The organism is Parviterribacter multiflagellatus, assembly GCF_056863265.1.
Genome location: NZ_JBXPIZ010000005.1, coordinates 26,196 through 50,614, shown reverse-complemented (window position 1 = coordinate 50,614; position 24,419 = coordinate 26,196). Strand labels below are relative to the sequence as shown.

The following is a 24,419-nucleotide window of genomic DNA, read 5'->3' as shown; positions in this document are numbered from 1 at the left end:
GCCGCCGGACGCGGGATAGCCTGGCCGCCATGGGCTCGCCCCTCGGCACCCGCGCCACCGCCGCCCACGAGCGGATCCTCCGGCTGGTCGCGGACCCGCCCGGCCCCGAGGAGCTGATCCACGAGGTCGCCGGCCGCGTGCGCCGCATCGTGCCCCACGACCGCGGCGCGTGGACGACGATCGACCCCGAGACGCTGCTGGAGACGAGCACCGTCGTCGCGGACCCGGACAAGGACTGCTTCCTCGACCTGGAGATCGCGGCCGCCGAGCTGGCGGGCGCGGACGTCAACCGCTTCGACGACCTCGACCGCACCGGCCAGGCGGCGGCGAGCCTGGCCGTCGCGACCGGCGGCGACCTGGGCGCGAGCGCGCGCCACCGCACGGTCCTGAGCCCGCGCGCCCTCGGCGACGAGCTGCGCGCGCTCGCCCGCAGCGGCGGCGCGACGTGGGCGACCGCGACGCTCGTGCGCGGCGACGACGCACCGGCCTTCAGCGCGGAGGAGACGCGCTACGTCGGCGCGGTCGCGACGCTGCTCGGCCACGGCCTGCGGCGGGCGCTGGCGCGCACGGCGCTCGCGGCGCCGGCCGGCGACGCGGGGACGGTCATCGTCGGACCTGACGGGCGGCTGGAGGCGGCGACCGACGCCGCACGACGCTGGCTGCGCCTCGTGCCCTCCCCGTACGGCGACGACCACCTGCCGCCCGCCGTCGAGCTGCTCGTCGTGCGCGCGCAGGCCCTCGCCGGCGGCGCCGCGCCCGGGCGGCCGGCGCGCGGCCGCATCCGGGTCGGCGACGCCGGCTGGCTCACCGCCTCCGCCGACGTGCTCCACGGCGCGACGGACGCGCCGCCGCGGGTCGCCGTGACGATCCGACCGGCCGACCGCGCCGACCTGCTCCCGCTCACGCTCGACCTGCACGGCCTCACGCCGCGCGAGCGCGAGGTGACGACGCTCCTCCTCGCCGCCCATCCCACCGACGCGATCGCCCGCCGGCTCGGCGTCTCGCCGCACACCGTCCGCGATCACGTGAAGGCCGTGCTGACCAAGCTCGACGTCGGCTCGCGGCACGAGCTGACCGCCCGGCTCACGGGCGTGGCAGCGTGACGTCCTCCGCCGGCGCGGCGATCCTCAGCGCCTCGATCAGGTCGCGGTAGAGCGCATCGGCGGCGAGCAGCTCCTCGTGCGTGCCGCTCGCGCGCACGGTGCCGCCGTCGAGCACGACGATCTGGTCCGCGTCGACGACGGTCGACAGCCGGTGCGCGACGGTGAGCACCGCGCCGTCGCGCGCCCGGGCCCGCAGGCAGCGGTGGATCGCCGACTCGGTGAGCGCGTCGACCTGGGCGGTCGCCTCGTCGAGGAGCAGCAGCTCGGGCGTGCGGAGGATCGCGCGGGCGAGCGCGATGCGCTGCCGCTGGCCGCCGGAGACGGACGTCGAGCTGAGCGGCGTGTCGAGCCCGTCGGGCAGCTCGTCGACGAGCGCGTCGAGCTGGACCTCCTCCAGGACGCCGCGCAGCTCGGCCTCGCTCGCGTCCGGGTGGGTGAAGAGCAGGTTCTCGCGGATCGTGCCCGGCACCACGGGCGACTCCTGCTCGACGTACGCGATCCGCTCGCGCACCTCGGCGTGGGTCAGCTCGGCGTACGCGCGGCCGGCCAGCCGCAGCTCTCCCTCCTGCGGCTCGAGGAACCGCAGCACCAGCGACATCAGCGTCGTCTTGCCCGCACCCGACGGCCCGACGATCGCGACATGGCCGCGCCGCGGGACGACGAGGTCGACGCCGCGCACCGCCGGGTCGAGCTCCGGTCCGTAGGCGGCCGTCACGCCGCGCAGCTCCAGGATCGCCGCCGCCGACCCGTCCGCGGGTGCGACCGCGCCGCGAGCGACCGCCGGCGGCGTCTCGTCCTCGGCCTCCAGGTCCTCCGTCTCGCGGATGCGGGCCGCCGCCGCGAAGCCGGCCTGCAGCGACGTCACGTTCTGCGTCAGCTCCATGATCGGCCCCATCAGGCCGAACGCGTAGAGGAGGAACGCGATCAGCGTGGACACCTCCATCGCGTCCTCGCTGACCCGCCAGGCGCCGAGGCCGAGGATCACGATGATCGCGACCTGCAGGCCCGTGAAGGCGATCGTCCACGCGAGCGCCTCGCTGTGCACCGCGCGGATGCTGTGCCGCGCCGCCTCCTCGGCGTCCGCGCCGATGCGCGCGCCGATCCGCGGCTCCGCCCGGCTGGCCTTCACCGTCCGGATCGCCCGGATCGTCCCCTCCAGCGTCCCGCCGAGCCGCCCGACGTGCTCCTGCGCCTGCTCCTGGGCCCGCGCGATGCCGGGCATCAGGACGAGGAAGAGCGCGGTGACGATCGCGAGCGCCACGACCGTCGTCCCGAGCAGGACGAGGTCGAGCACGCCCATCAGGACCAGGCTGCCGACGAGCATCACGGCGCCGTTGACGAGCCCGATCACGCTCGACGAGGCCGCCTCGCGGAGCAGGACCGTGTCCGAGGTGACGCGCGTCACCAGCTCGCCGACCGGGCGGGCGGTGATGACGCCGATCCGCGCGCGCAGGTACCGGCCGACCATCGACCGCCGCGCGTCCAGGACGATGCGCTCGCCGACCGTCCCGAGCAGCCGCCACTGGAAGAACCACGTCGCCGCGCCGGCGACGGTCAGCGCGCTCAGGACCAGGACCGGCGTGAGCAGCGGATCCGACGCCGCGAGGGCGTCGAGGACCCACTTCGTGATCAGGGGGCTGGCCAGCCCGGCGGCGGAGCCGGCCATCGCCAGCGCGAGGCCGGCGGCGAGCGTCGTGCGGTGCGGTCGCGCGAAGGCCCAGAGGACCGCGACGCGGGGGAATCGAGCGGTTTCTGGAGCAGGCACGTTCGAAAATGTAGCACTGATGTAACGCGATGGAAGGGCGGAGTATCGTGCCCCGCGACATGAGCGCCTCCGAGACCGCCGTGCGCGCCCGCACCCGCCGGGCGATCCTCGACGCGGCGATCGGCGCGCTCGCCAAGGACGCGGGCGCCTCGCTGGCCGAGGTCGCCGCCGCCGCCGAGGTCAGCCGCACGACGGTCCACCGCTACTTCGCCGAGCGCTCCGACCTGCTCGCGGCGGTGGCCGACGAGGCGATGGCCCGCATCGGCGAGGCGATCGAGCGAGCGCGGCTCGACCAGGGCCCCGCCCCCGCCGCGATCGAGCGCGCGTTCCGCGAGCTGTTCGAGCTCGAGCGCGAGCTGACGGTGATGTTCACCGGCGCCGTCGCGATCGCCGACGAGGCGTGGGAGCAGCTGGAGACCGCGCCGGAGCGCAGCCTCGGCGCGGCCGTGGCGCGCGGCCAGGCGGACGGCTCGGTCGACCCCGCGCTGCCTGCCGAGTGGATCGACAACCTGCTGTGGGCGCTGCTCTACACGAGCTGGTCGTACGGGCGCGCGAGCGACACGCCGCGGCAGACCGCGCTCGACCTGTGCCTGCACAGCCTGCGCAAGACCGTCGCCGCCTGAGCGCTCCGCCTACCGGACGGGAGCTGCCCGCATTCCGTGGGAGGGTCGGCCCCATGTCACGCATCAAGAGCCTCGACTTCGTCGGCATCCCGAGCCAGGACGCCGAGCGCGCCATCAAGTTCTACGGCGAGACGCTCGGTCTTCGCCAGGACGAGCACGCGCCGTCCGAGTTCTGGGTCGGCGAGACGTGCTTCAGCATCTGGGAGCCCGAGAGGCACGGGATGCCGTTCCAGGCGCAGAAGGGCGCCCACCCCGCGCTGCACGTCGACGACGTCGCGGCGGCGAAGGCCGAGCTGGAGGGCAAGGGCGTCGAGTTCTTCGGCGACATCTTCGACACGGGCGTGTGCCACATGGCGTTCTTCACGGACCCGGACGGCAACGACCTCATGCTCCACCACCGGTACGCGCCGCAGACCTGAGCGCGGTCGTGCCATCATCGCCCCGATGAACGCGCCCGATCATCTGGTCGCGATCGTCGGGGCGGGGTTCTCCGGCATCGGCACCGCGATCGCGCTCGACCGTGCGGGCCTGCGCGACTGGGTCCTGCTGGAGGCCGGCGACGGCGTCGGCGGCGCCTGGCACTGGAACACCTATCCGGGCGTCGGGGTCGACATCCCGTCGTTCAGCTACCAGTTCTCCTTCGCGCAGCGGACCGACTGGTCGCGCGTGTACGCGCCGGGAGAGGAGCTCAAGGCGTACGCCGAGCACCTCGTCGACGCGTACGGGCTGCGCGGGCGGATCCGGTTCGGCGCGCGGGTCGAGGGCGCGACGTTCGACGAGGAGCGCGAGGCGTGGCGGCTGGAGCTGGGCGGCGACGGCGCGAGCGGCACGCTGACCGCCCGGCACGTCGTCGGCGCGACCGGCGTCTTCAGCGAGCCCAAGCGGCCCGACATCGAGGGGCTCGACGACTTCGCCGGCACCGTGATGCACACCGCGCGGTGGGACCACGGCGTCGACCTGCGCGGCAAGCGCGTCGCGCTCGTCGGCACCGGCGCTTCCGCCGTGCAGGTCGTGCCGACGATCGCGCCGCAGGTCGACCGCCTGACGGTGTTCCAGCGCACGCCGATCTGGTGCCTGCCGAAGGTCGACGGCCCGATCGACGGGGTCCTGCGGACCGCGCTCGGCCGGCTGCCGGGCGCGCGGCAGGCGGCGCGCGCGGTGAGCCAGGCGTACGTCGAGCTGACGTTCCCGTTCGCCGCGCACTTCCACGGCGTCGTGCCCACCACGGCGGCGGTGGAGCGGCTCGGCCACGCGCACCTGCGCAAGCAGGTCGACGACCCCGCGACGCGCGACAAGCTGACGCCGCGCTACGGCCTGGGCTGCAAGCGGCCCGGCTTCTCGAACACGTACCTGGCGACGTTCAACCGCCCGAACGTGACGCTTGAGACGGCGCCGATCGCGGCGTTCGAGCGGAGCGGCGTGCGCACGGGGGACAGCGCGCTCCACGAGGCTGACGTGCTGATCCTCGCCACCGGCTTCAAGGTCTTCGACCAGGGCAACATGCCGCCGTACCCGGTCGTCGGCCGCGGCGGCGTCGACCTCGGGGAGTGGTGGGACGAGCATCGCTACCAGGCCTACGAGGGCGTCAGCGTCCCCGGCTTCCCCAACCTCTTCATGATCCTCGGGCCGTACGGCTACAACGGCGCGAGCTACTTCACGCTGATCGAGAACCAGGCGCGCCACATCGTCCGCTGCCTCAAGCGGGCGCGCAAGACGGGCGCGACGACGGTCGAGGTGACGCCCGAGGCCAACGCCCGCTACTTCGCCGACATGCTCTCCCGGCGCGGGCGGCAGGTGTTCTTCCGCGCGGCGTGCGACGGCGCGAACTCGTACTACTTCGATCGCCACGGCGACGTCCCGTTCCGCGGCTCCACGACGGTCGAGGCGGCGTGGCGCAGCGCGCGGTTCGACCTCGGCGACTACCGCTTCTCGACCGCCTGACCCGCCAGACCGCCGGCCGCCCACCTGGACCATACAGGTGTATGGTGAGCGCGGATGCTCGCCATACAGCTGTATTGTGACCCCGTGGCCGACGCCGCCCAGCGCCGTGCGGAGCTGATCCGCGTGCTGCTCGACCTGATCGCCGAGCACGGGCTGGAAGGCGCGACGATCCGCGCTCTCGCCGATGCCGCCGGCGTGTCGATCGGCGCCGTCCAGCACCACTTCAAGAGCAAGGACGACCTGCTCCTCGCCGCCTTCCGGCAGACCGGCGCCGACCTCGAGACGCGGGCGGACCGCATCGCGCGCCGGTCGCTGACGGCACGCGCGGCGATCCGCGGGATCCTCCTCGAGCTGCTCCCGCTCGACGCGCGCCGCGAGACCGAGCTGCGCATCGGCCTCGCCTTCGCCGCCCGGGCGATGACCGTCCCCGCGCTGCGCGCCGCGCTCGCCGCCGACCTCGGCGAGCTGCGCGAAGGGCTGGCCGAGGGCTTCCGGGCCGCGAAGGTCGAGGACCCCGTCGGCGCCGCGACCACGGCGATGGCGCTGGTCGACGGGCTGGCCACGCAGATGCTGTTCGCCGACGCGAGCGCCCCCACCGCCGACGCGGCCACGGCCGCGATCGACGCGCACCTCGACCAGGTGCTCGGACGGCGACGCGGCCGCCGCCGGTGAGCGCCCGCCCAGCGCCGGCGCCTGCGCGCCTGGCCGACGTCGATGCCCTGCGCGGGTTCGCGCTGCTGGGCATCCTCGTCGTGAACATCACCTTCTTCGGCTCGGCCTTCACCCTGTACGAGGTCGCCGACCCGGCGTTCGACGCGTGGTACGACGAGGCCGCGCGGTGGCTCGTCGACGTGCTCTTCACGTCGAAGTTCTACGTCCTCTTCTCGTTCCTCTTCGGCTACAGCTTCACGCTCCAGCTCGAGTCCGCCCGGCGGGGCGGCGTGCGCTTCACGCCACGGTTCCTGCGCCGCCTCGCGGGCCTGCTCGCGATCGGCGCCGCGCACGCCGTGCTGCTGTGGGAGGGCGACATCCTCACCACGTACGCGCTGCTCGGGCTCGTGCTGCTCGCCGTGCGCCGGATGCGCCCACGCCGCGCGATCGTCGTCGCCGCCGGCCTCGTCCTGCTCTCCGCGGCGTTCTTCCTCCTGGCGGGGCTCGACGAGGCCGGCCGCGGGGTGACGGCCGACACCGCCGGGCGGATCGACGACGCGACGGACGCCACCGCGGCCTGGCGGGGCTCGCCGGGCGAGGTGCTCGCGCAGCGGATCGCCGAGCTGCCGACGGCTGCGACGCTGATCCTCCTGCTCCAGGCGCCCAACGCGCTCGCGATGTTCCTGCTCGGCCTCGCCGCCGGCAAGGTCCGCCTGCTCGCCGACCCGGGGGCGCTCGTGCCGCAGCTGCGGCGCGTCGCGCTGGTGGGCGCGCCGGCCGGCCTGGTCGGCGCGGTCGCGTACGCCGCGCTGACGATCGGCCACGCCGGGACGCCGCAGGCCACGCTGGCCGTCGCGTTCGACGTGCTGAGCGCGCCGCTGCTCGCCGCGGCGTACGCCGCCGCGCTGCTGCTCGCGTTCCGCACCCCGCGCGGGGAGCGGCTGCGCGCGGCGCTCGCGCCCGCCGGCCGGATGGCGTTGACGAACTACGTCGGCCAGTCGCTCGTCTGCGCGCTCGTGTTCACCGGCTACGGGCTCGGGCTCGTCGGCCACCTCCCGCCGCCGGCGGTCCTCGGGGTCGGCGCCGGCATCTACGCCGCGCAGCTCGGGCTCAGCGCCTGGTGGCTGCGCGGCCATCGCTACGGCCCGGTCGAGTGGGCGCTGCGCGGCCTCACGCACTGGTCGCGCCCGGCGTGGCGGACGGAGGTGGCCGAACCGGCCCGGGCGTGAGATCATCCGTGTCGTGAGTGGTCAGTCACAAGTGGGGGAGCGGGAGCTCCTGGAAGCGGCCAAGGAGGGTGACGAGCGCGCGTTCGAGCGGTTCGTCGCGCCCTACCGCTCTGCGCTGCACGCGCACTGCTACCGGATGCTCGGCTCCGTGCACGACGCCGACGACGCGCTGCAGGACGCGATGCTCCGCGCGTGGCGCGGCCTGCACGGGTTCGAGGGGCGCAGCTCGCCGAAGTCGTGGCTCTACCGCATCGCCACCAACGCGTCGCTCGACACGATCGGCAAGCGCCCGAAGGCGCGCGTGCTGCCGTTCGACCACTCCCCCGCGACCGGCGCGGCCGACGGGCCGGGGCCGCCGCTGGCCGAGACGGTGTGGGTGGAGCCGTACCCCGACGGCGAGCTGGGGCTGACCGACGGCTACGCCGCGCCCGACGCGCGCTACGAGCAGCGCGAGGCGGTCGAGCTGGCGTTCGTCGCCGCGATGCAGCTGCTGCCCGCGCGCCAGCGCGCGGTGCTGATCCTGCGCGAGGTCCTCGGCTACTCCGCCAAGGAGGTCGCGACGATGCTCGACACGTCGGTGCAGTCGGTCAACAGCGCGATGCAGCGGGCGCGCGCGGCGGTCGACGGCAAGCTCCCGTCGCAGTCGCAGCAGACGACGCTCCGCGCGCTGGGCGACGACGCGCTGCGCGACGTCGTCGAGGACTACATGGACGCATGGGAGGCCGGCGACGTCGACCAGATCGCCAAGCTGCTCGCCGACGACGTGGTGCTCGCGATGCCGCCGATGGCCACCTGGTATCGCGAGGAGGAGGTCTACGTCTTCCTCCGGGAGTGGGCGTTCAGCGGCCGCGTGTACGACGCGGTCGGCCGCCGCCGCGTGCGCGCGCTGCGCACCCAGGCCAACGGCCAGCCGGCGGTCGGCGTCTACTCGTGGAGCGAGGAGGAGGGCGCGTACCTGCCGACCGTCCTGCAGGTGCTGACGCTCGACGACGCGGGCGCGGTGCGCGAGATCATGGGCTTCGTCACGCCGCAGTTCCACCCGCGCCACGGCCTGCCCGAGCGACTGCCTGCCTGACGAGCGCCTCGTCGGCCGGCTCCCAGTCGTCCTCGGTGAAGCCGCCGAGGACCGCCGCGAAATCCCAGTACGGGTCGTAGGCGCCGGGCGCGATGCCGGTGAGCTCCAGGAAGCGGTCGGCCGCGTGGAGCCCGACGGTGCGGCTCAGGTCCATCCGGCAGTGGCCGACGTCGGCGTGCGGATGGCCGATCGACGCGGTGGGCCAGTCGACGACGCCGGAGATCGCGCCGTCGTGCCACAGGACGTTGCCCGGGTGGAAGTCGCGGTGGAGGAGGACCGGGCCGCTGGGCGGAAGCGGCGGGGGCGGAGCGGCGAAGCGGGCGAAGGCCGCGTGCCACAGCTTCGGCTCGCGGGTCCATGGCGGCGGGCCGCTCGCCTCGAGCTCCCACGGGTCGTACGGGCGGAGGGCGTCGAGGGAGGGGAGCGGCGCGGCGTGGATGCGCGGCAGCAGCGCGGCGATCGGGGCGAGGAACGCGTCGTCGGCCGACGGCGGGCGCGGCGCGCCGGGCAGGCGCGTCATCAGCAGCCACGGCTCGGCGCCCGCGTCGCGTTCGAGCGCGACGACGCGCGGCGTCGGGACGTCGGCCGCGGCCGCGATCCGCAGCGCGGCGACCTCCTCCCCCGGGACGTCCGGCTCCTCCGCCAGCCACGCCGCGTTGGTGTAGCGGCGCAGGACGAGCGGCCGCACACCCGCGGCGGTCCGCACGTCGACCGCGAGCACCGTCGACGACGTCGCGGCGGGGAAGGGCGCGGTGGCGACGACCTCGCCGCCGGTCACGTCCGCGACCCACGCGAGCGCGGGGCCGTCCGCGCCCGCGTCAGAACCCATCGAGCCGCGCCTGCAGCCAGCCCTGGCGCTCGCCGAACCCGAGCACGGTGCCCGCGTCGACCACCGCGAAGTTCGGGTGCCCCTCCAGCGCCGCGAGCGCGCGCATGCCCGGCGACCGGTGGCGGCGGATGAACGACCAGTCGCCGATCAGGTAGAGCCGCCGCCGCATCCGCGTGACCGCGACGTTGAGGAGCTTCGCCGCGCTGGCCTGCCGCGCGTCGCCGTGCAGGTCGGCCCGGCCCGCCCAGCGCGGCCGATCGTCCTGCATCAGGTCGACGATCACGACGTCGAACTCGCGGCCCTGGATCTGGTGCGCGGTGCCGGTCGGGATCGGCAGGTCCCACTGGAGCGTCCGCTCCCGCGCCCGCTCGCGCTGCGCCCGGTACGGCGTCACGTACGCCAGCTCGTCGCCCTTCGCCGTCCACGTCCGGCCGATCACCGCGAACAGGTCGACCCCCAGCGGCGAGCGCCACGAACCGGCCTCCGCGACGAGCTCCCGGTCCGGCCGCCCCGACGTGTCGATCAGCGTCACGGTCGCGCCGTCGTCCGGGTCGGAGGCGCGCTCGCTCTCCAGCAGCCCGTCGTAGCAGAAGCCGTTGACCAGGTCGGCGATGACGGAGGGGAACCGGTACTGGCGCCGCAACGGGACGCAACGGGGGTGGGCCTCGGCCGACGCGCGGTCGACGATGCCGGCGAGCGCGAACACCTCCGACGTCAGCCACGGCGACGCGTCCGGATCGGGATCGGCGCCCTCGTCCGCGATGGGCGCGTTCTGCAGCGGGTCGCCGACGATGCCGAACGTCCGCTTCGCCCGCGCACCCGCCACGACGACGTACGCGGGATCGACCGCGGCGGCCTCGTCGATGATCACGACGTCGAACTTGCGCTCGCGCTGCGCGACCAGCGACGCGAGCGTGCACGCCACGACCTTCGCCTCCTTGAGCAGGTGCGAGCGCGTGTCGCGGATCTCCTCCTCCAGCTCCTCCCGGTCGGCGGCGATCTCCTGGCGCTCGGCGTCGTCGGCGTCCTGCAGGCGCTCGTCGAGCTCCGCCCGCCGCGCCACCTCGTCGGTGATCGTCGCGACCGCCTTGCGCAGGAGCAGGAAGTCGTGCTCCATGACCTTCGCCGACACCTTCTCCTCGGTCATCGGCGTCGCCAGCCGGATCGCGTCGCCCGGCTCGAGGTCGGCCTGCTCGACCAGCCCTTCCAGCACGTTGTCGACCGCGCCGTGGGTGTGGGAGCAGATCAGCACCGACCGGTCGTGCTCCAGCGCGTCGAGCACCGCCTCGGTGATGACCTTCGTCTTGCCGGTGCCCGGCGGCCCCCACACGAACACCGAGCCCTTGCGGGTCAGCGCCGCGTACGCCGCGCGCTGGCCCTCGTTGAGCTCGACGCCCTGCCGCGCCGCCCGCCGCGGCTTCGGCAGCGCCGAGTCGTCGCGCCACAGCCCCTCGACGAGCGGCGCGCGGTCGATGCTCTCCAGCGTCCGCCGCAGCGCCTCGTCGAGCCGCACGCGCACGTCGTTCATCGCGAACACGCGCACTGCCTTCGTCTGGCGCAGGTGCTTCTTGGAGTCGGGCGGGAGGTCGAGCACGAGCTTGCCCCGCTCGGTCCGCACCAGCTTGGCCAGGTGCCGGTCCTCGACCGCGCCCGCGCCCTTCTCGGCGTCGACGACGTAGTACTGCAGGTCGTGCCAGCGCTGCTTCTGGCTGGAGCGCACCTCGATCCGCACGCCGAGCCGCGGCACGTCGACCGGGTCGCCGGACACCGGCTGGCCGCGGATGCCCTCGCGGACGTAGCGCTCCAGGCGCGCCTCGACGGCCTCGACGGCGGAGGCGCGGATCTCGCGGAAGGTGGGCTGGTCGGCGTCGGTCATGCACCCACATGGTCGCGAACCGGTTCAAGTTCGCCCCTGTCGCGCCGAGGAAGGTGGGCCCGAGCCCCCAGCATCCCTGGAAGGACCGTCCGATGCCCGAGCGCGTCGTCAGCATCGCCAACGAGGTCTCGACCCTCGCCACGTCCAAGCTCCGCGAGATCGAACGCGTCGCCGAGACGACCAGGATGCTGGCGGTGAACGCGCTCATCCAGGCGGCCAACGCGGGGGAGCATGGGCGCGCCTTCGCGGTCGTCGCCGAGGAGGTCGGGCGCGTCGCGGAGAACGTCAAGGTCCTCTCGGCCGGGCTGACGGGCGAACTCGCGCCGCGCGTCGCGCAGCTCGACGACCTCGGCCAGTCGCTCGTCGCCCAGGTGCGCGGGCAGCGGCTCGCGGACCTCGCGCTCAACGCGATCGAGCTGATCGACCGCAACCTCTACGAGCGCTCGTGCGACGTGCGCTGGTGGGCGACCGACAGCGCGATCGTCGATGCCGCCGCCACGCCCGGCGACGGCGCGCTGACCCGCCACGCGTCGCACCGCCTCGGCGTGATCCTCGACTCGTACACGGTCTACCTCGACCTGTGGGTCGCCGACCGGACCGGCCGCGTCATCGCCCACGGGCGGCCCGACCGCTACCGCGGGGTGCTCGGCACGAGCGTCGCCGGCGAGCCGTGGTTCGAGCGCGCCATGGCGACCCGCGACGGCGGCGAGTTCGTCGCCTGCGACGTCGCGACGAACGGCCAGCTCGACCAGGCGCCGGTCGCCACCTACGCCACCGCGGTGCGCGCGGGCGGCGCGACGCACGGCGAGCCGATCGGCGCGCTGGGCATCTTCTTCGACTGGGGCGCCCAGTCGCAGGCGATCGTCGAGGGCGTCCGCCTGGCCGAGGACGAGCGCGACCGCACCCGCGTGCTGCTGCTCGACGCCGGAGGCCGCGTGCTCGCGGCCTCCGACGGCGAGGGGCTGCTGACCGAGCGCTTCGAGCTGCGCACGGCCGGTGCGGAGCAGGGCTCCTACACCGACCGCGACACGGTCGTCGGCTTCGCGCTGACGCCCGGCTACGAGACCTACGAGGGCCTCGGCTGGTACGGCGCGCTCGTGCAGCGGACCGGCTGACCTACTTCGTGATCGCCTTGCGGTACTTCGCCACCGACCACGGCGCGAAGACCGCGATGATCGCGAACGTCCACAGGAACGCGCCCCACACGTCGTTGCCGGCCGGGGTGCCGAGCCACAGCGCGCGCATCGCGTCGACCATCGTCGTGAACGGGTTGACGTCCGCGAACCACTCCAGCGCCGCGGGCATCGTGTCCGGCGGGACGAACGCCGACGAGATGAACGTCAGCGGGAAGATCACCGTGAAGCCGATCGCCTGGCCCGACTCCGGCGACGACGCCGTCAGGCCGACGAGCGCGAAGACCCACGAGAACGCGTAGCCGAAGAGGATCATCAGCAGGAACCCTGCGGCGATCTCCGGCACGCTGGAGTCGAAGTTGAAGCCGGCGATGATGCCGACCGTCGTGAGGATCACCAGCGACAGGACGTTCGTCGCGACGTCCGAGAGCGTGCGGCCGGTGAGCACCGCCGCGCGCGACATCGGCAGCGAGCGGAACCGGTCGATCAGGCCCTTGCGCAGGTCCTCGGAGAGGCCGAGCGCGGTGACGAACCCGCCGAAGGAGATCGACTGGACGATGATGCCCGGCATCAGGAAGTCGACGTAGTCGAAGCCCGGCGTCTGGATCGCGCCGCCGAACACGTAGACGAACAGCAGCACGAACATGATCGGCTGGATCGTGAAGCCGATCAGGAGGTCAGGCTGGCGCGGGATGCGCTTGAGCGAGCGCTGTGCGAGGACGAGGGTGTCCGACACGCTGTCGCGGAACGTCATGCCGCCTGCTCCTCCTCGCCGCCGTCCTCGGCGGCCTCCTCGGCCGGGCGGCCGGTCAACGTCAAGAACACATCGTCGAGCGTGGGGCGGTGGACCTCCAGGTCGTCCACCCCGACGCCCGCCGCGTCGAGCCGCCGGACGACGTCCACGACGGCGCCCGTCCCGCGCGGCATCGGCATCCGGAGCACGTGCTCCTCGACCGTCGGCCGGTCGGCGCACATCGACTCCAGCGCGGCGATCGCCTGCGCGCCCTGCGCGGGGTCGGTGAGCGTCACGTCGAGCCGCTCGCCGCCCACGCGGTCCTTCAGCTCGTCCGCGGTGCCCTCCGCGATCACGGTGCCGTGGTCGATCACCGCGATCGAGTCCGACAGCCGGTCGGCCTCGTCGAGGTACTGCGTGGTGAGGAGCACGGTGGTGCCCTCCTTGACGCGGTCCTCGATGACCTCCCACAGCGCGAGGCGGCTGCGGGGATCGAGGCCGGTCGTCGGCTCGTCGAGGAAGATCACGGGCGGCTCGGCGACCAGCGACGCGGCGAGGTCGAGCCGGCGGCGCATGCCGCCCGAGTAGCCCTTGACCATCCGCCCGCCGGCGTCGGTAAGCGAGAACCGCTCCAGCAGCTCGTTCGCGCGGTCGCGCGCCCGGGGGCGGCCCAGGTGGTAGAGCCGGCCCACCATCTCCAGGTTCTCGAAGCCGGTCAGGTTCTCGTCGACGGCGGCGTACTGGCCGGCCAGGCCGATCTTCGCGCGCAGGGCGTCGGCGTCGCGCACGACGTCGAGGCCGGCGACGCGCGCCGTCCCGCCGTCCGGCGTGAGGAGCGTCGCGAGGATGCGCACCGCCGTCGTCTTGCCAGCGCCGTTCGGCCCGAGCAGGCCCAGCACGGTCCCCTCGCGTACTCGGAGGTCGACGCCCTTCAGCGCCTCCAGGTCGCCGTAGGCCTTGCGCAGGCCTTCGGTCTCGATCGCGTTCTCTCCAGACACGGCGGGGAACCTAACGGTTGGAAGCGGCCACTCACTGACCGGTTTGAACCTTTCCGGGCGAGAAGTGTCCGGGTATCGCGTCGATCCGCGCACGGGCGATCGCGACCGCCTCGGCGTTGCTGTCGATGAGCACGAAGCGCCGGCCGAGCTTGCGGCACACGGCCCCCAGCGTCCCCGAGCCGGCGAAGAAGTCCAGGCACCAGCCGCCCGGTCGCGACGAGGCCTGCACCATCCGGCGCACGACGCCCTCGGGCTTCTGGGTCGGGTAGCCCGTCCGCTCCCGCCCGGTCGTCGTGACGATCGTGTGCCACCAGGTGTCGGTGGGGAGCTTGCCGAGCGCCGCCCGCTCGGGGGAGCGCTGCAGCGACGGCGCCATGTACGGCTCGCGGTCGACCGCCTCGGCGTCGAAGTGGTAGCGCGCCGGGTCCTTGACGTAGACGAGGATCGTGTCGTGCTTGGCCGGCCAGCGTCGCTTGGTGCGCGCGCCGTAGTCGTACGCCCACACGATCTCGTTGAGGAAGCACTCGCGGCCGAACAGCCCGTCGAGCGCGACCTTCACGTAGTGCGCCTCGCGCGGGTCGAGGTGGACGTAGAGCGTCCCGTGGTCGGCGAGCAGCCGGCGCGCGTGCTCCAGCCGCGGCATCAGGAAGCCGACGTAGTCCTCGTACTGGTCGGGGAACGAGCCGCCGCGCAGCGCCTGCACCTTGCCCGTGTTGAAGGGCGGGTCGATCGCGATCAGGTCGAACGCGCCGTCGGGCAGGCCGGGCAGCAGGTCGAGGTTGTCGCCCTCGAGGATCAGGTCGTCGGTGAGCCGCACGGGGCGCGACTCTGCCACGCTGGGAGGACGTGAGGCTCAGGCTGGCCGCTCTCATCGCGGCGGGGCTCCTGGCCGCCTGGGCGGCCGTGTCGCTGCTCGGCGGCGGCGAGGACGGCCCCCGCCCATCACCCCTCGTCCCGTCGGGCGCGGGCGACGACCCGTTCGCGTACGACCCCGAGCGCCGTGAGGAGTTCGAGCGGCGCGCCGCGGCCGGGCTCAGCCACGTCCTGTACGCCAAGTCGCCGGGCGGCGCGGTGGCCAGCGCCGCGCGCACCGCGCGGTACCGCGAGATCGTCGACGAGGTCGCGGCCGACGCCGACCTCGACGCCGACACGATCGAGGCGATCGTCCTGCTGGAGAGCGCCGGGCGCCCGGACGCGCGCGCCTCCGACGACCCCGAGGGCGCGGTCGGGCTCACGCAGATCCTCGCCGAGACGGGCCAGAACCTGCTCGGGCTGAAGGTCGACACGGCGCGCTCGAAGCGGCTCACACGGCAGATCGCGCGGGCCGAGCGGCGGGGTCAGCCGGCGCGCGCCGAGCGGCTGCGCGCGCAGCGCCGGCGCGTGGACGAGCGCTACGACCCGCCCAAGGCGCTGCGCGCCACCGCGCGCTACCTCACGTTCGCCAAGGGCGAGCTGGACGACCGCGACGACCTGGCGGTCGCGAGCTACCACATGGGCGTCGGCAACCTCCAGGACGTGCTGCGCGACTTCGGCGCGGACGACGACACGCCGTACGCCGAGGTCTTCTTCGACTCCAGCCCGCTGCGGCACGCGAAGGCGTGGAACCGGCTGGCCTCGCTCGGCGACGACTCCTCGACCTACCTGTGGCGCGTGCTGGCGGCGAAGGACATCATGCGCCGCTACCGCGAGGACCCGCAGGCGCTGGGCGAGCGGGCGATCCTGATGACGCGCAAGAACTCCGCGGAGGAGGTGCTCCACCCCGAGGACGACACTGAGGTGTTCGCCGAGCCGGAGTCGATCCAGACCGCCGTCTCGACCGGCGAGCTGACGCAGCTGCAGCCGCGCGAGCTGCGCGCCGCCGGCATCACGATCGACCGGGGGATGGGCGAGCTGGCGCCGCGGCTCGAGGTGCCCAAGTCGCGCTACCGCGCGCTGCGGCCCGAGGCGCTCGCGCTGCTCGTCTACCTCGCCCGCGGCACCGAGGCGATCTCCGGCCAGGCGCCGCTCATCCTCACCTCGACCGTCCGCGACGAGGGCTACCAGGAGCTGCTCACGGAGCGCAACGTCGAGGCCACCGACAACTACTCGCTGCACACGACCGGCTGGGCGATGGACATCGAGCGCACGTACCGCTCGCGGCGGCAGGCGCTCGCGTTCCAGTTCATGCTCGACCGGCTCCAGGCGCTCGACCTCATCGCGTGGGTGCGCGAGCCGTCCGCGATCCACCTCACCGCCGGGCCCGACGCGAAGGCGCTGCTCGGCCTGCTGGAGGAGCAGCAGGACGCGGGATAGCGGTACGGCTCAGGTACCGTGCGCGGGCATGTCCCGCCGCCCCGCCTGCCTGCTCACCGCCGCGCTCGTGACGGGCGCCCTGTGCGGCGCGCACGCGCCGACCGCCGAGGCCGCGAAGACGGTCGGCGAGAAGACGAACCGCTACGGGAAGGTGTACCTCAGCTTCACCACCGACCCGGGCTGGATGATCATCCGCATGGACACCAAGGCGTCGAAGTACGCGCACGCCAACCTGGTGGTGGTGCGGTGCCGGACGCGCGCCGGCAAGTGGCAGAAGGTCGCGGGCGTCCGCTGGGTGCACACCAAACACCCCGGCTCGGGCGGGCCCGGCGCCCTGCCCGAGGGCTCCACCCGCTGCCGCATCCACCGCGGGATGACCATGATGGCCGAGCTGCGGATGCGGCAGGTGGAGGACTAGCGCGTTCAGCCGAGCAGCTTGCGGGCCTGCTCGGCGACGTTGCTCGCGGTGAAGCCGAAGCGCTCGAGCACCTCGCCGCCCGGCGCGGACGCGCCGAACCGGTCGATCGCGACCTGCGCCGCGGCGTAGCGCTCCCAGCCCAGCGACACGCCGGCCTCGACGGACAGCGTGCGGGCGCGGTCGCCGAGCACGGACGCCTTGTAGTCGTCGTCCTGCTGCTCGAACAGCTCCCACGACGGCATCGAGACGACGCTGACGTCCAGGCCGTCCTTGGCGAGCTGCTCGGCCGCCTCGACCGCGACCCACACCTCGCCGCCGGTGGCGACGATCGTGCCGTCGGCGCCGTCGCGCAGCTTGTACGCGCCCTTGCCGACGCCCGGGCCGGAGCCCTCGAGCACGGGCAGGTCCTGCCGGGAGAGCGCCAGCGCGGCCGGGCCCTCGAGATCCTCGAGGATCACGCGCCACGCCTCGGCCGTCTCGTTCGCGTCCGCTGGGCGCAGGTAGACCAGCCCGGGGATCGCGCGCAGCGCCGCGTGGTGCTCGACCGGCTGGTGGGTCGGGCCGTCCTCGCCCAGCGCGACCGAGTCGTGCGTGAACACCCACGCGACCGGCAGGCCGGTGAGGGCGCTCAGGCGGATCGAGCCGCGCATGTAGTCGGCGAACTGGAGGAAGGTCGAGCCGTACGGGCGCACGATGCCGCCGTGCGCGGCCAGGCCGTTGACCGCGCCGCCCATGCCGTGCTCGCGCACACCCCAGTACACGTTGCGGCCGCTGGCCTCCTTCGTGTACTTGTCGGACGCCGGGAAGACGGTCTTGGTGGACTCGGAGAGGTCCGCCGCGCCGCCGACCATCGTCGGGACGGTGGCCTCGAACGCGGCCATCACCTTGCCGCCGGCGCCGCGCGTGGCGACCTTCGTGCCGACGTCCCACTTCGGCAGGACCTCGCTGACCGGCTTGGCCGGCTTGCCCGCCCACGCGGCGTCCCACTCGGCCGCCAGCTCGGGGTTGGCGGCCTTGAACGCCTCGTAGCGCTCCTGCCACTGGGCCTGCTTCTCGGCGCCGCGCTCGGGCGCGAACGCGGCGTAGACGCCGTCCGGGACGTGGAACGTCTTGTCCGGGTCCCAGCCGAGGTTCTCCTTGGTGGCGCGGACGTTCGCCTCGCCGAGCGCCTTGCCGTGGACCTCGCTCGTGCCCTGCTCGGGCGAGCCGTAGCCGATGATCGACTTGACGCTGATGAGCGACGGGCGCTGCTGCTCGGCCTGCGCGGCGTGGATCGCGTGGCGCAGCTCGTCGAGGTCGTTGGCGTCCTCGACCGTGACCGTGTGCCAGCCGTACGCCTCGAAGCGCTTCGCGCGATCCTCGACCGTGAAGCTCAGCGACGCGGGGCCGTCGAGCGTGATCGAGTTGTCGTCGTAGAGGTAGATCAGGCGGCCGAGCCCGAGCTGGCCGGCGATCGACGCGGCCTCCGACGCGATGCCCTCCATGAGGTCGCCGTCGGAGACGATCGCGTAGACGTAGTGGTTCTGCAGCTCGGGGCCGTACTTCTCGCGCAGGAACTTCTCCGCCATCGCGAGGCCGACGCCGTTGGCGAAGCCCTGGCCGAGCGGGCCGGTGGTGACCTCGACGCCGGGCGTGACGTGGACGCGGTCGCGCTCCGGGTGACCGGGGGTGAGCGAGCCCCACTTGCGGAACTTCTTGAGCTCGTCGAGCGGGAGGTCGTAGCCGGCCAGGTGCAGCGCGCTGTAGAGCAGCATCGACCCGTGGCCCGCGGAGAGGATGAACCGGTCCCGGTCCGGCCACTTCGGGTCCTTCGGGTTGTGGTTCATCACCTCGGCGTACAGGAGCCACGCGGCCGGCGCCATCGCCAGCGGCAGCCCCGGATGACCGGAGTTGGCCTCCTGGATCGCGTCGATCGACAGCGTGCGGATCGTGTCGATGGCGAGCTGCGGGTCTGCCTTGGTGGTCGTGGCCATGCCGTCCTCTCGGGGGAAGTTCTCTCGTGAGAGTATGCGCGGCCATGCCAGAGGCCATTCGCACTCCCGATGAGCGGTTCTCCGGACTGCCGGACTTCGACTTCGGGCCGCGCTATCGCGAGGTCGAGGGGTTGCGGCTCGCGCACCTCGACGAAGGCCCCGCCGACGGCCCGCCGGTGGTCTTCTGGCACGGCGAGCCGACGTGGTCGTTCCTGTGGCGGCACGTGATCCCGCTGGTGCGCGATGCCGGATTCCGGTGCCTCGCGCCGGACCTGCCGGGCTTCGGGCGCTCCGACAAGCCGGTCGACCTGGACTGGTACACGTACGACCGCCACGCGGCGTTCGCCGCGCGCTTCGTCGAGGACCTCGACCTGCGCGACGCGACGTTCGTCGTGCACGACTGGGGCGGGCCGGTCGGGCTGCGCGCCGCGGTCGAGGCGGCGGCCGGTCGGGTGGCGCGGCTCGTGATCCTCGACACCGGGCTGTTCACCGGGCATCAGAAGATGAGCGACGCGTGGCAGGCGTTCCGCGGCTTCGTCGAGCAGACCGAGGACCTGCCGATCGGGATGCTGGTGAACGGCGGCGCCGCGAGCGAGCTGCCGCCGGAGGTCGTCGCGGCCTACGAGGCGCCGTTCCCGTCGCCCGCCTCGAAGGCGGGCACCCGCGCCTTCCCGCTGATGATCCCGCTCAGGCCCGACGCGCCGGGCGCCGAGGCCGGCCAGCGCGTCCTCGCCGCGGTGGCCGAGGCCGACTGGCCGAAGCTCGTGCTCTGGGCCGACGGCGACCCGATCATCCCGCTGAAGGTCGGCGAGCGGTTCGCGGAGACGATCGGCGCCCCGGCGCCCGAGATCATCGCGGGCGCCGGGCACTTCCTCCAGGAGGACGCCGGGGAGGCGATCGGCCGGCGGATCGCCGAGTGGCTCAGGGCGTGAGCTGCTTCTGCTCGTCCGCCGGCTCGAGGCCGGGCTCGGACCGCGCGGCGCGCAGCTCGTAGGCGGCGCGGGCGTTCGGGTCGGCGTCGAAGAGGACGCGGTCGGCCTTCAGCACGCGCGAGACGCCCTCGGCCGCGCGGCGCGGGAGCAGGCCGGTCACCTTGCCGATCGTCTTGACCGACTTGGGCACGTGCACGTCGACCACGTGGAACTGGAGCGCGTGGACGATCGCGTCGGCGACCTCGCTCGGCTCGACGGCCTTGACGCCCTGGGTCTGCGCCGTGCCGTGGCCCAGCTCGGTGTTGACGACGACCGGGCAGACGTAGGAGACCTGGATGTCGTGCTTGGCGAGCTTGAGCTCGCCGCGGATCGCCTCCGTCAGGCCGACGACGGCGAACTTCGACGCTGAGTAGGTGGCCCCGCCCGGCGCGCCGTACAGGCCCGCCTGGGACGCGATGTTGACGATCGCGCCGCGGTTGCGCGGGATCATGCGGTGCAGCGCGGCCTTCGTGCCCCAGATCACGCCGTGGAGGTTGATGTCGATGATCCGCTGGGCGGTCGCGTCGTCCTCCTCCCAGAACTTCGAGAGCGGCATGATGCCGGCGTTGTTGACGAGCACGTCGACCGGGCCGAGCCGCTCCTCGACCGCGTCGAGGAAGCCCTCGATCGATGCCTTGTCGGTGACGTTGAGCTCGAGCGCGATGACGTTCGGCCCGAGCTCGTCAGCGGCCCGCTGGGCCTCGGCGACGTCGAGGTCCCCGATCGCGACCTTCATGCCCTGCCGGACGAAGGCCTCGGCCGTCGCCTTGCCGATGCCGCGCGCGGCACCGGTGATCGCGGCGACCTGGCCGGACAGGACCTTGGGTTGCTTGGCCATGCGAACGGACCCCTTCCTCCAAGAGTGACGTGGGCGTCACCTTACAGCCCGTTCGACACGGTGTCAGCCGCCAACCGTCACCGCCCGCCCGGCGTGCTTGGCCCGGTAGAGCGCGCGGTCGGCGCGGCCCAGCAGGTGCTCGGCGGCCTCGTGCCCGTCGTAGCGGACGACGCCGGCCGACGCCGTCTCGCCGCCCGGGGTCGCGGCGCGGACGCGCTCGATGACCTCCTCGGCCAGCGCCAGCTCGCAGCTCGGCAGCAGCACGCCGAACTCCTCGCCGCCGTAGCGGGCGAGCACGTCCATCGTCCGCAGCTCGCGCCGCCACGCCGCCGCGGTGCGGCGCAGGTGCGCGTCGCCGGCCTGGTGGCCATACGTGTCGTTGAACGCCTTGAAGTGGTCGAGGTCGAGCAGCGCGAGGCAGAGCGGCTCGCCCGTCCGCTGCGCGCGGGCGACCTCGCGCGCGACCGCCTCGTCCCACGCCCGCCGGTTCGGCAGCGCGGTCAGCTCGTCGGTGCGCGCCTGGCGGCTGAGCAGCGCGACGTGGTGGTCGCGCTCGATCGCCTGCGCCGCCTCCGCCGCGAGCGCGTCCACGAGCTCCTCCCGCGTGCCGCTCAGCGCCGGCCGCACGTCGGACCAGCCGAGGCCGAGCACGCCGACGACGTGCTCGCCGTGCCGGATGGGGTGCAGGCGCGCCGCGCGGATGCCGCGCCGGACCGCCGCCGGGTGGTGGAGGAGCTGCGCGTGCGGGTCGAAGGCGAAGACGTCGAGCGGCTCGCCGAGCAGGAGCGCGCGGGCGACGCGCGACCGGTCCGGGTCGGTGGAGAGGCTGAGGCCGCACAGCTCCTCGACGCCGTCCGCGGCGGTGATCGTGATCGCGTCCCCACGGCGGCTGGGCTCGGCGATGAACGCGCTCGCCGCCCCGCCGATCAGGCGCGCCGCGGCGCAGACCTTGCCGCGCGACGTGCCGTCCTCCGACCACGCGCGGGCGACGGCGACGATCGCCCGCTCGGCGGCGTGGAGCCGGCGCGCGCGGCGGCGGGCGACCACGGCCTGCGCGGCCGCCGCGGCGAGGGCCGCGAGCAGGAGGAGGGCGAGGACGGCGACGAGCATGTGCCCACCGGCATCCCCTCCCATGCGCTCCGCGAAGCGTGCGGCGCGCCACAGCGGACGGACGTCCGACCGGCGGTCAGCGTCGTGGCGTGAGCGCGTCGGCGATCGCGGACACGATCGCGCGCGGGCCGCGGCCCTTGGCCTGGCCCGGCTCCGCGGCGGGATCCGGCGAGGCGGCGCCGTCGCGGCCGCCGCCGGCGTCACCGTCGTCGTCGGGCCCGTGGCCGCCGCCGTCCGGCGCCGGGGCCGGCGGGGCGGGCGGCAGTGCGGGCGCTGAGGGGAGCCGCGGCCGGCGGCCCGGGCGGTCGCGCTTGACGCGGCTTCCGCGCTGACCCTGCGCCTCGGCCTTGGCCTTGCCCTGCTCCCCGTCGTCGTCGCGGCCGCCGTGCGTGGGCGGCGGCGCGGCGGCCTCCGGCGCGTCGTCCTCCTCGCGGCCCTTGCCGGAGTGGGAGCCCTCGTCGCGGTCCTCGTCGTCGTCGCCACGCCCGCCGGCGGCGCCGCCGTGCCACTTCTCGCCGTGCTTGCCGCCGGCCTTGTCGTGGCCCTTGCCCTTGCCCTGCTCGTGGCCCTTGCCCTGGTCCTTCTTCGGCTTCGGCCCGGCGGACGCGGGGGCCTCGGGCGGGCGCGTGGGCGCGTGCGCGGACGCGGGCTCCTGCGCCGCAACCGGCGCGGGGCCGGCGGCCGGCGCGTCGAGCCGGCCGTCGCGACGGCGCGGCGCGTTGCCCGAGGGCACGAGCCGGCCCCGCCGCCCGTCGGGCGTGGCGCGCGCGGCGGTGGGCCGCTCACCGCGCTCCTCCCGCCGCTTCCCGGCGGCGGGCGCCGTGGACCCGGAAGGCGACGAGCGGCGGGCCGCCGTGCGGCGGTCCTCCGCGCGCTCGAGCCCGACGACCCGCGCGCGCTCGCGCAGCCGGCCGACCAGCTCGACGGCGCGCTCCTCCTTCGGGACCTGCGCCGCGATCGCGCGGCCGCTCGGTCCGTCCGAGGCGATCTCGTCCACCACCATCGCGCCGCCGCCCGCGGTCCCGCCCGCGAGCGCGGCCACGGTCATGACCTTCGCCGCGAGGCCGCCGCCCGCCCCGCCGGCGCCGCCCGCGGCAGCCGCGCCGCCGAGCGCCGCCGCTCCACCACCGGCCGCGGCCGCCCCTGCGCCGCCCGCGGCGGCCGCGCCGAGCACGGCCTCCTTGAGCGCGAGCGTGGGCGCCACCGGGAGCACCGCCGCGAGCGCGCTGCGCTGGCGCTGGACCTCGGCCTTGAACGCGGCGCACGCCGGACAGTGCTCGACATGGCGCCGGATCGTCGTCCGCCGCAGCGCGCCGCCGCGGAGCACCGCGAGCTGCTCCTGGATGTCGCGGCAGTCCGCCTCGCGCGCCGTCCGCGAGCTCGCGAGCGACTCCCGCGCCTGGAAGACCAGCGCCTTGACCTTGCCCGTGCGCACCCCGATCGCCTCCGCGATCTCCTCGTGGCTCAGGTCCCCCAGCTCGGCCAGCACGAGCGCGGCGCGCTGGTCGTCCGGTAGACGCTGGAGGTCGACGAGCAGCTCCTGCAGCTCCTGCCGGCGGTGCACCTCGGCCGTGAGGCCCTCGACGGACGGCTCGGGCGCGTCCTCGAGCGAACGCTCCTCCCGCCGGGCGCGCAGGATCGACAGGCAGCGGTTGCGCGCGATGGCGTACAGCCACGCCTTGAGCTGCATCGGGCGGTCGGACGCGATGAGGTTGCGGTGCGCTGCCGCGAAGGTGTGCTGGACGGCGTCCTCGGCCTCCTCGCGGGAGCCGAGCATGTGGCGGCAGAAGGCGAGGATGCCGCGGTGGTGGCGGTCGTACATCGCCTCGAACGCCCGCTCGTCCCCGGCACGCAGCAGCCGGACGAGCTCGTCGTCGCGGGTGAAGCGCAGCGCGCGATGGGGCCGCCGGATCGGGCCGGCGGGGCGGGTCGGGACGGTGGCGGACATGGCCTGCGGCACGACACACCTAACCGAACGCGGCGGACCGAGTGCGGTTGGCATGTGACGAGAAGCTCTACCTTCCCGCTCGTGGGGACGTTCACGCACCACGGTCAACAGCTGTCGTACGCCGAGTACGGCTCCGGCCCGCGGACGGTCGTGCTGCTGCACGGGCTCCTGCTCAGCAAGCGGATGCACGAGCCGCTCGCCCAGGCGCTCGCCGAGCGCGGCAACCACGTCGTGACGCTCGACCTGCTCGGGCACGGCGAGTCGGACCGCCCGCGCGACATGTGGCGGTACTCGATGACGTTCTTCGGCGAGCAGGTGATCGCGCTGCTCGACCACCTCGGGCTCGACGAGGCCGTCGTGCTCGGCACGTCGTTGGGAGCCAACACGACGCTCGAAGCGGCCGTCCTCGCGCCGGAGCGCCTGCGCGGCATGGTGATCGAGATGCCGGTGCTCGACGGCGCGCTGATCGCGTGCGGCCTCGCGTTCATGCCGCCGCTCCTGACGCTGAAGTACCTCGAACCGGTGATGAAGGTCGTCCAGGCGGGGGCGCGCGCCGTGCCGCGTGGGCCGTTCGGCGTGCTGGGGAACATCGCGCTCGACACGATCAGGCAGGACCCCGGGCCGTCCGCGGCGGTGCTGGAGGGCCTGTTCTTCGGGCGGATCGCACCCCACCGCTACCAGCGGCGGCAGATCCCGACGCGCACGCTGGTCATCGGCCACCCGCGCGATCCGGTGCATCCGTTCTCGGACGCGGGGATGCTCGCGGACGAGCTGCCGAACGCCACGTTGCTGCAGGCCAACTCGATCCTCGAGCTGCGAACGGCCCCGGAACGGCTGACCAACGAGATCGCGTCGTTCGTCGAGTCGTGCTGGAATTCGCCGAAGGCGGTTTCCGCGGTCGCGTAAGCTGCCC

At 74.2% G+C, this 24,419-nt stretch carries 22 protein-coding genes; 12 read left to right on the top strand and 10 right to left on the bottom strand.

Features of this window, described 5'->3' with window-relative positions; all coding sequences use genetic code 11:
- Positions 1-29 precede the first annotated feature (29 nt).
- Positions 30-1,103, top strand: a complete 1,074-nt coding sequence (locus tag AC1UE5_RS11725) for a helix-turn-helix transcriptional regulator (RefSeq protein ID WP_482923421.1) — start codon at positions 30-32, stop codon at positions 1,101-1,103.
- Here the strand turns inward: AC1UE5_RS11725 and AC1UE5_RS11720 are convergent.
- Positions 1,084-2,868: an ABC transporter ATP-binding protein gene (locus AC1UE5_RS11720; protein WP_482923418.1), complete on the bottom strand. Its 1,785-nt coding sequence runs from the start codon at positions 2,866-2,868 to the stop codon at positions 1,084-1,086. The genes AC1UE5_RS11725 and AC1UE5_RS11720 overlap by 20 nt on opposite strands.
- Positions 2,869-2,927: 59 nt before the next feature.
- Here AC1UE5_RS11720 and AC1UE5_RS11715 point away from each other — a divergent pair, with 59 nt between their 5' ends.
- The 6 genes from AC1UE5_RS11715 to AC1UE5_RS11690 are packed head-to-tail and all read left to right on the top strand — an operon-like array spanning position 2,928 to position 8,387.
- The gene (locus AC1UE5_RS11715; protein ID WP_482923416.1) at positions 2,928-3,491 is read left to right on the top strand and encodes a TetR/AcrR family transcriptional regulator; all 564 of its coding nucleotides are present in this window, start codon (positions 2,928-2,930) and stop codon (positions 3,489-3,491) included.
- A 53-nt stretch (positions 3,492-3,544) separates the two neighbouring features.
- The gene (locus tag AC1UE5_RS11710; protein WP_482923414.1) at positions 3,545-3,910 is read left to right on the top strand and encodes a VOC family protein; all 366 of its coding nucleotides are present in this window, start codon (positions 3,545-3,547) and stop codon (positions 3,908-3,910) included.
- Between the two features lie 25 nt (positions 3,911-3,935).
- Entirely contained in the window at positions 3,936-5,432 is a 1,497-nt protein-coding gene (locus AC1UE5_RS11705) for a flavin-containing monooxygenase (protein ID WP_482923412.1), read from the top strand.
- A 54-nt stretch (positions 5,433-5,486) separates the two neighbouring features.
- Positions 5,487-6,104, top strand: coding sequence for a TetR/AcrR family transcriptional regulator (locus AC1UE5_RS11700; RefSeq protein ID WP_482923410.1), 618 nt, complete (start codon positions 5,487-5,489; stop codon positions 6,102-6,104).
- Positions 6,101-7,312, top strand: a complete 1,212-nt coding sequence (locus tag AC1UE5_RS11695; protein WP_482923408.1) for a DUF418 domain-containing protein — start codon at positions 6,101-6,103, stop codon at positions 7,310-7,312. The genes AC1UE5_RS11700 and AC1UE5_RS11695 overlap by 4 nt, the downstream gene beginning before the upstream one ends.
- Before the next feature lie 13 nt (positions 7,313-7,325).
- Positions 7,326-8,387, top strand: a complete 1,062-nt coding sequence (locus tag AC1UE5_RS11690) for a sigma-70 family RNA polymerase sigma factor (protein ID WP_482923406.1) — start codon at positions 7,326-7,328, stop codon at positions 8,385-8,387.
- Here the strand turns inward: AC1UE5_RS11690 and AC1UE5_RS11685 are convergent.
- Both AC1UE5_RS11685 and AC1UE5_RS11680 read right to left on the bottom strand, forming a co-directional pair.
- Positions 8,335-9,216 carry a phosphotransferase gene (locus AC1UE5_RS11685; protein ID WP_482923404.1) on the bottom strand — a complete coding sequence of 294 codons (882 nt, stop codon included), beginning with the start codon at positions 9,214-9,216 and terminating at the stop codon, positions 8,335-8,337. The two genes, AC1UE5_RS11690 and AC1UE5_RS11685, sit on opposite strands and share 53 nt — an antisense overlap.
- Entirely contained in the window at positions 9,206-11,092 is a 1,887-nt protein-coding gene (locus tag AC1UE5_RS11680; RefSeq protein ID WP_482923401.1) for an AAA domain-containing protein, read from the bottom strand. The genes AC1UE5_RS11685 and AC1UE5_RS11680 overlap by 11 nt, the downstream gene beginning before the upstream one ends.
- A gap of 92 nt (positions 11,093-11,184) precedes the next feature.
- Between AC1UE5_RS11680 and AC1UE5_RS11675 the strand changes: the two genes are divergently transcribed.
- On the top strand, positions 11,185-12,207 hold the full coding sequence (locus AC1UE5_RS11675) for a cache domain-containing protein (RefSeq protein WP_482923400.1): 1,023 nt from the start codon (positions 11,185-11,187) through the stop codon (positions 12,205-12,207).
- A gap of 1 nt (position 12,208) precedes the next feature.
- Here the strand turns inward: AC1UE5_RS11675 and AC1UE5_RS11670 are convergent, their stop codons facing one another.
- From AC1UE5_RS11670 to AC1UE5_RS11660, 3 genes are read right to left on the bottom strand one after another with little or no spacing between them, the layout of a single operon-like run.
- On the bottom strand, positions 12,209-12,979 hold the full coding sequence (locus AC1UE5_RS11670; RefSeq protein ID WP_482923399.1) for an ABC transporter permease: 771 nt from the start codon (positions 12,977-12,979) through the stop codon (positions 12,209-12,211).
- The gene (locus AC1UE5_RS11665; RefSeq protein ID WP_482923396.1) at positions 12,976-13,956 is read right to left on the bottom strand and encodes an ATP-binding cassette domain-containing protein; all 981 of its coding nucleotides are present in this window, start codon (positions 13,954-13,956) and stop codon (positions 12,976-12,978) included. Before AC1UE5_RS11665 ends, AC1UE5_RS11670 begins: the two co-directional genes overlap by 4 nt.
- 31 nt (positions 13,957-13,987) lie before the next feature.
- Positions 13,988-14,791, bottom strand: a complete 804-nt coding sequence (locus AC1UE5_RS11660; RefSeq protein WP_482923393.1) for a DNA-methyltransferase — start codon at positions 14,789-14,791, stop codon at positions 13,988-13,990.
- A gap of 11 nt (positions 14,792-14,802) precedes the next feature.
- On the opposite strand from AC1UE5_RS11660, the gene AC1UE5_RS11655 reads away from it, so the two are divergent.
- On the top strand, positions 14,803-16,248 hold the full coding sequence (locus AC1UE5_RS11655) for a transglycosylase SLT domain-containing protein (protein ID WP_482923390.1): 1,446 nt from the start codon (positions 14,803-14,805) through the stop codon (positions 16,246-16,248).
- 28 nt (positions 16,249-16,276) lie between these two features.
- On the top strand, positions 16,277-16,666 hold the full coding sequence (locus tag AC1UE5_RS11650; protein WP_482923388.1) for a hypothetical protein: 390 nt from the start codon (positions 16,277-16,279) through the stop codon (positions 16,664-16,666).
- 5 nt (positions 16,667-16,671) lie between these two features.
- Here AC1UE5_RS11650 and tkt read toward each other — a convergent pair whose 3' ends face one another.
- Positions 16,672-18,639 carry a transketolase gene (gene tkt / locus AC1UE5_RS11645; RefSeq protein ID WP_482923386.1) on the bottom strand — a complete coding sequence of 656 codons (1,968 nt, stop codon included), beginning with the start codon at positions 18,637-18,639 and terminating at the stop codon, positions 16,672-16,674.
- Positions 18,640-18,683: 44 nt separating this feature from the next.
- Between tkt and AC1UE5_RS11640 the strand changes: the two genes are divergently transcribed.
- On the top strand, positions 18,684-19,571 hold the full coding sequence (locus tag AC1UE5_RS11640; protein ID WP_482923383.1) for a haloalkane dehalogenase: 888 nt from the start codon (positions 18,684-18,686) through the stop codon (positions 19,569-19,571).
- On the opposite strand, the gene AC1UE5_RS11635 is transcribed toward AC1UE5_RS11640, so the two are convergent.
- The 3 genes from AC1UE5_RS11635 to AC1UE5_RS11625 form a co-directional block, all read right to left on the bottom strand.
- A complete protein-coding gene (locus tag AC1UE5_RS11635; protein ID WP_482923381.1) occupies positions 19,561-20,448 on the bottom strand; it encodes an SDR family oxidoreductase in 888 nt (295 codons plus the stop codon). The two genes, AC1UE5_RS11640 and AC1UE5_RS11635, sit on opposite strands and share 11 nt — an antisense overlap.
- 63 nt (positions 20,449-20,511) lie before the next feature.
- Positions 20,512-21,558 carry a GGDEF domain-containing protein gene (locus AC1UE5_RS11630; protein WP_482923378.1) on the bottom strand — a complete coding sequence of 349 codons (1,047 nt, stop codon included), beginning with the start codon at positions 21,556-21,558 and terminating at the stop codon, positions 20,512-20,514.
- A gap of 76 nt (positions 21,559-21,634) precedes the next feature.
- Positions 21,635-23,506 carry an RNA polymerase sigma factor gene (locus AC1UE5_RS11625; RefSeq protein WP_482923376.1) on the bottom strand — a complete coding sequence of 624 codons (1,872 nt, stop codon included), beginning with the start codon at positions 23,504-23,506 and terminating at the stop codon, positions 21,635-21,637.
- An 81-nt stretch (positions 23,507-23,587) separates the two neighbouring features.
- On the opposite strand from AC1UE5_RS11625, the gene AC1UE5_RS11620 reads away from it, so the two are divergent.
- Positions 23,588-24,412 carry an alpha/beta fold hydrolase gene (locus AC1UE5_RS11620; protein ID WP_482923374.1) on the top strand — a complete coding sequence of 275 codons (825 nt, stop codon included), beginning with the start codon at positions 23,588-23,590 and terminating at the stop codon, positions 24,410-24,412.
- Positions 24,413-24,419: the final 7 nt, after the last annotated feature.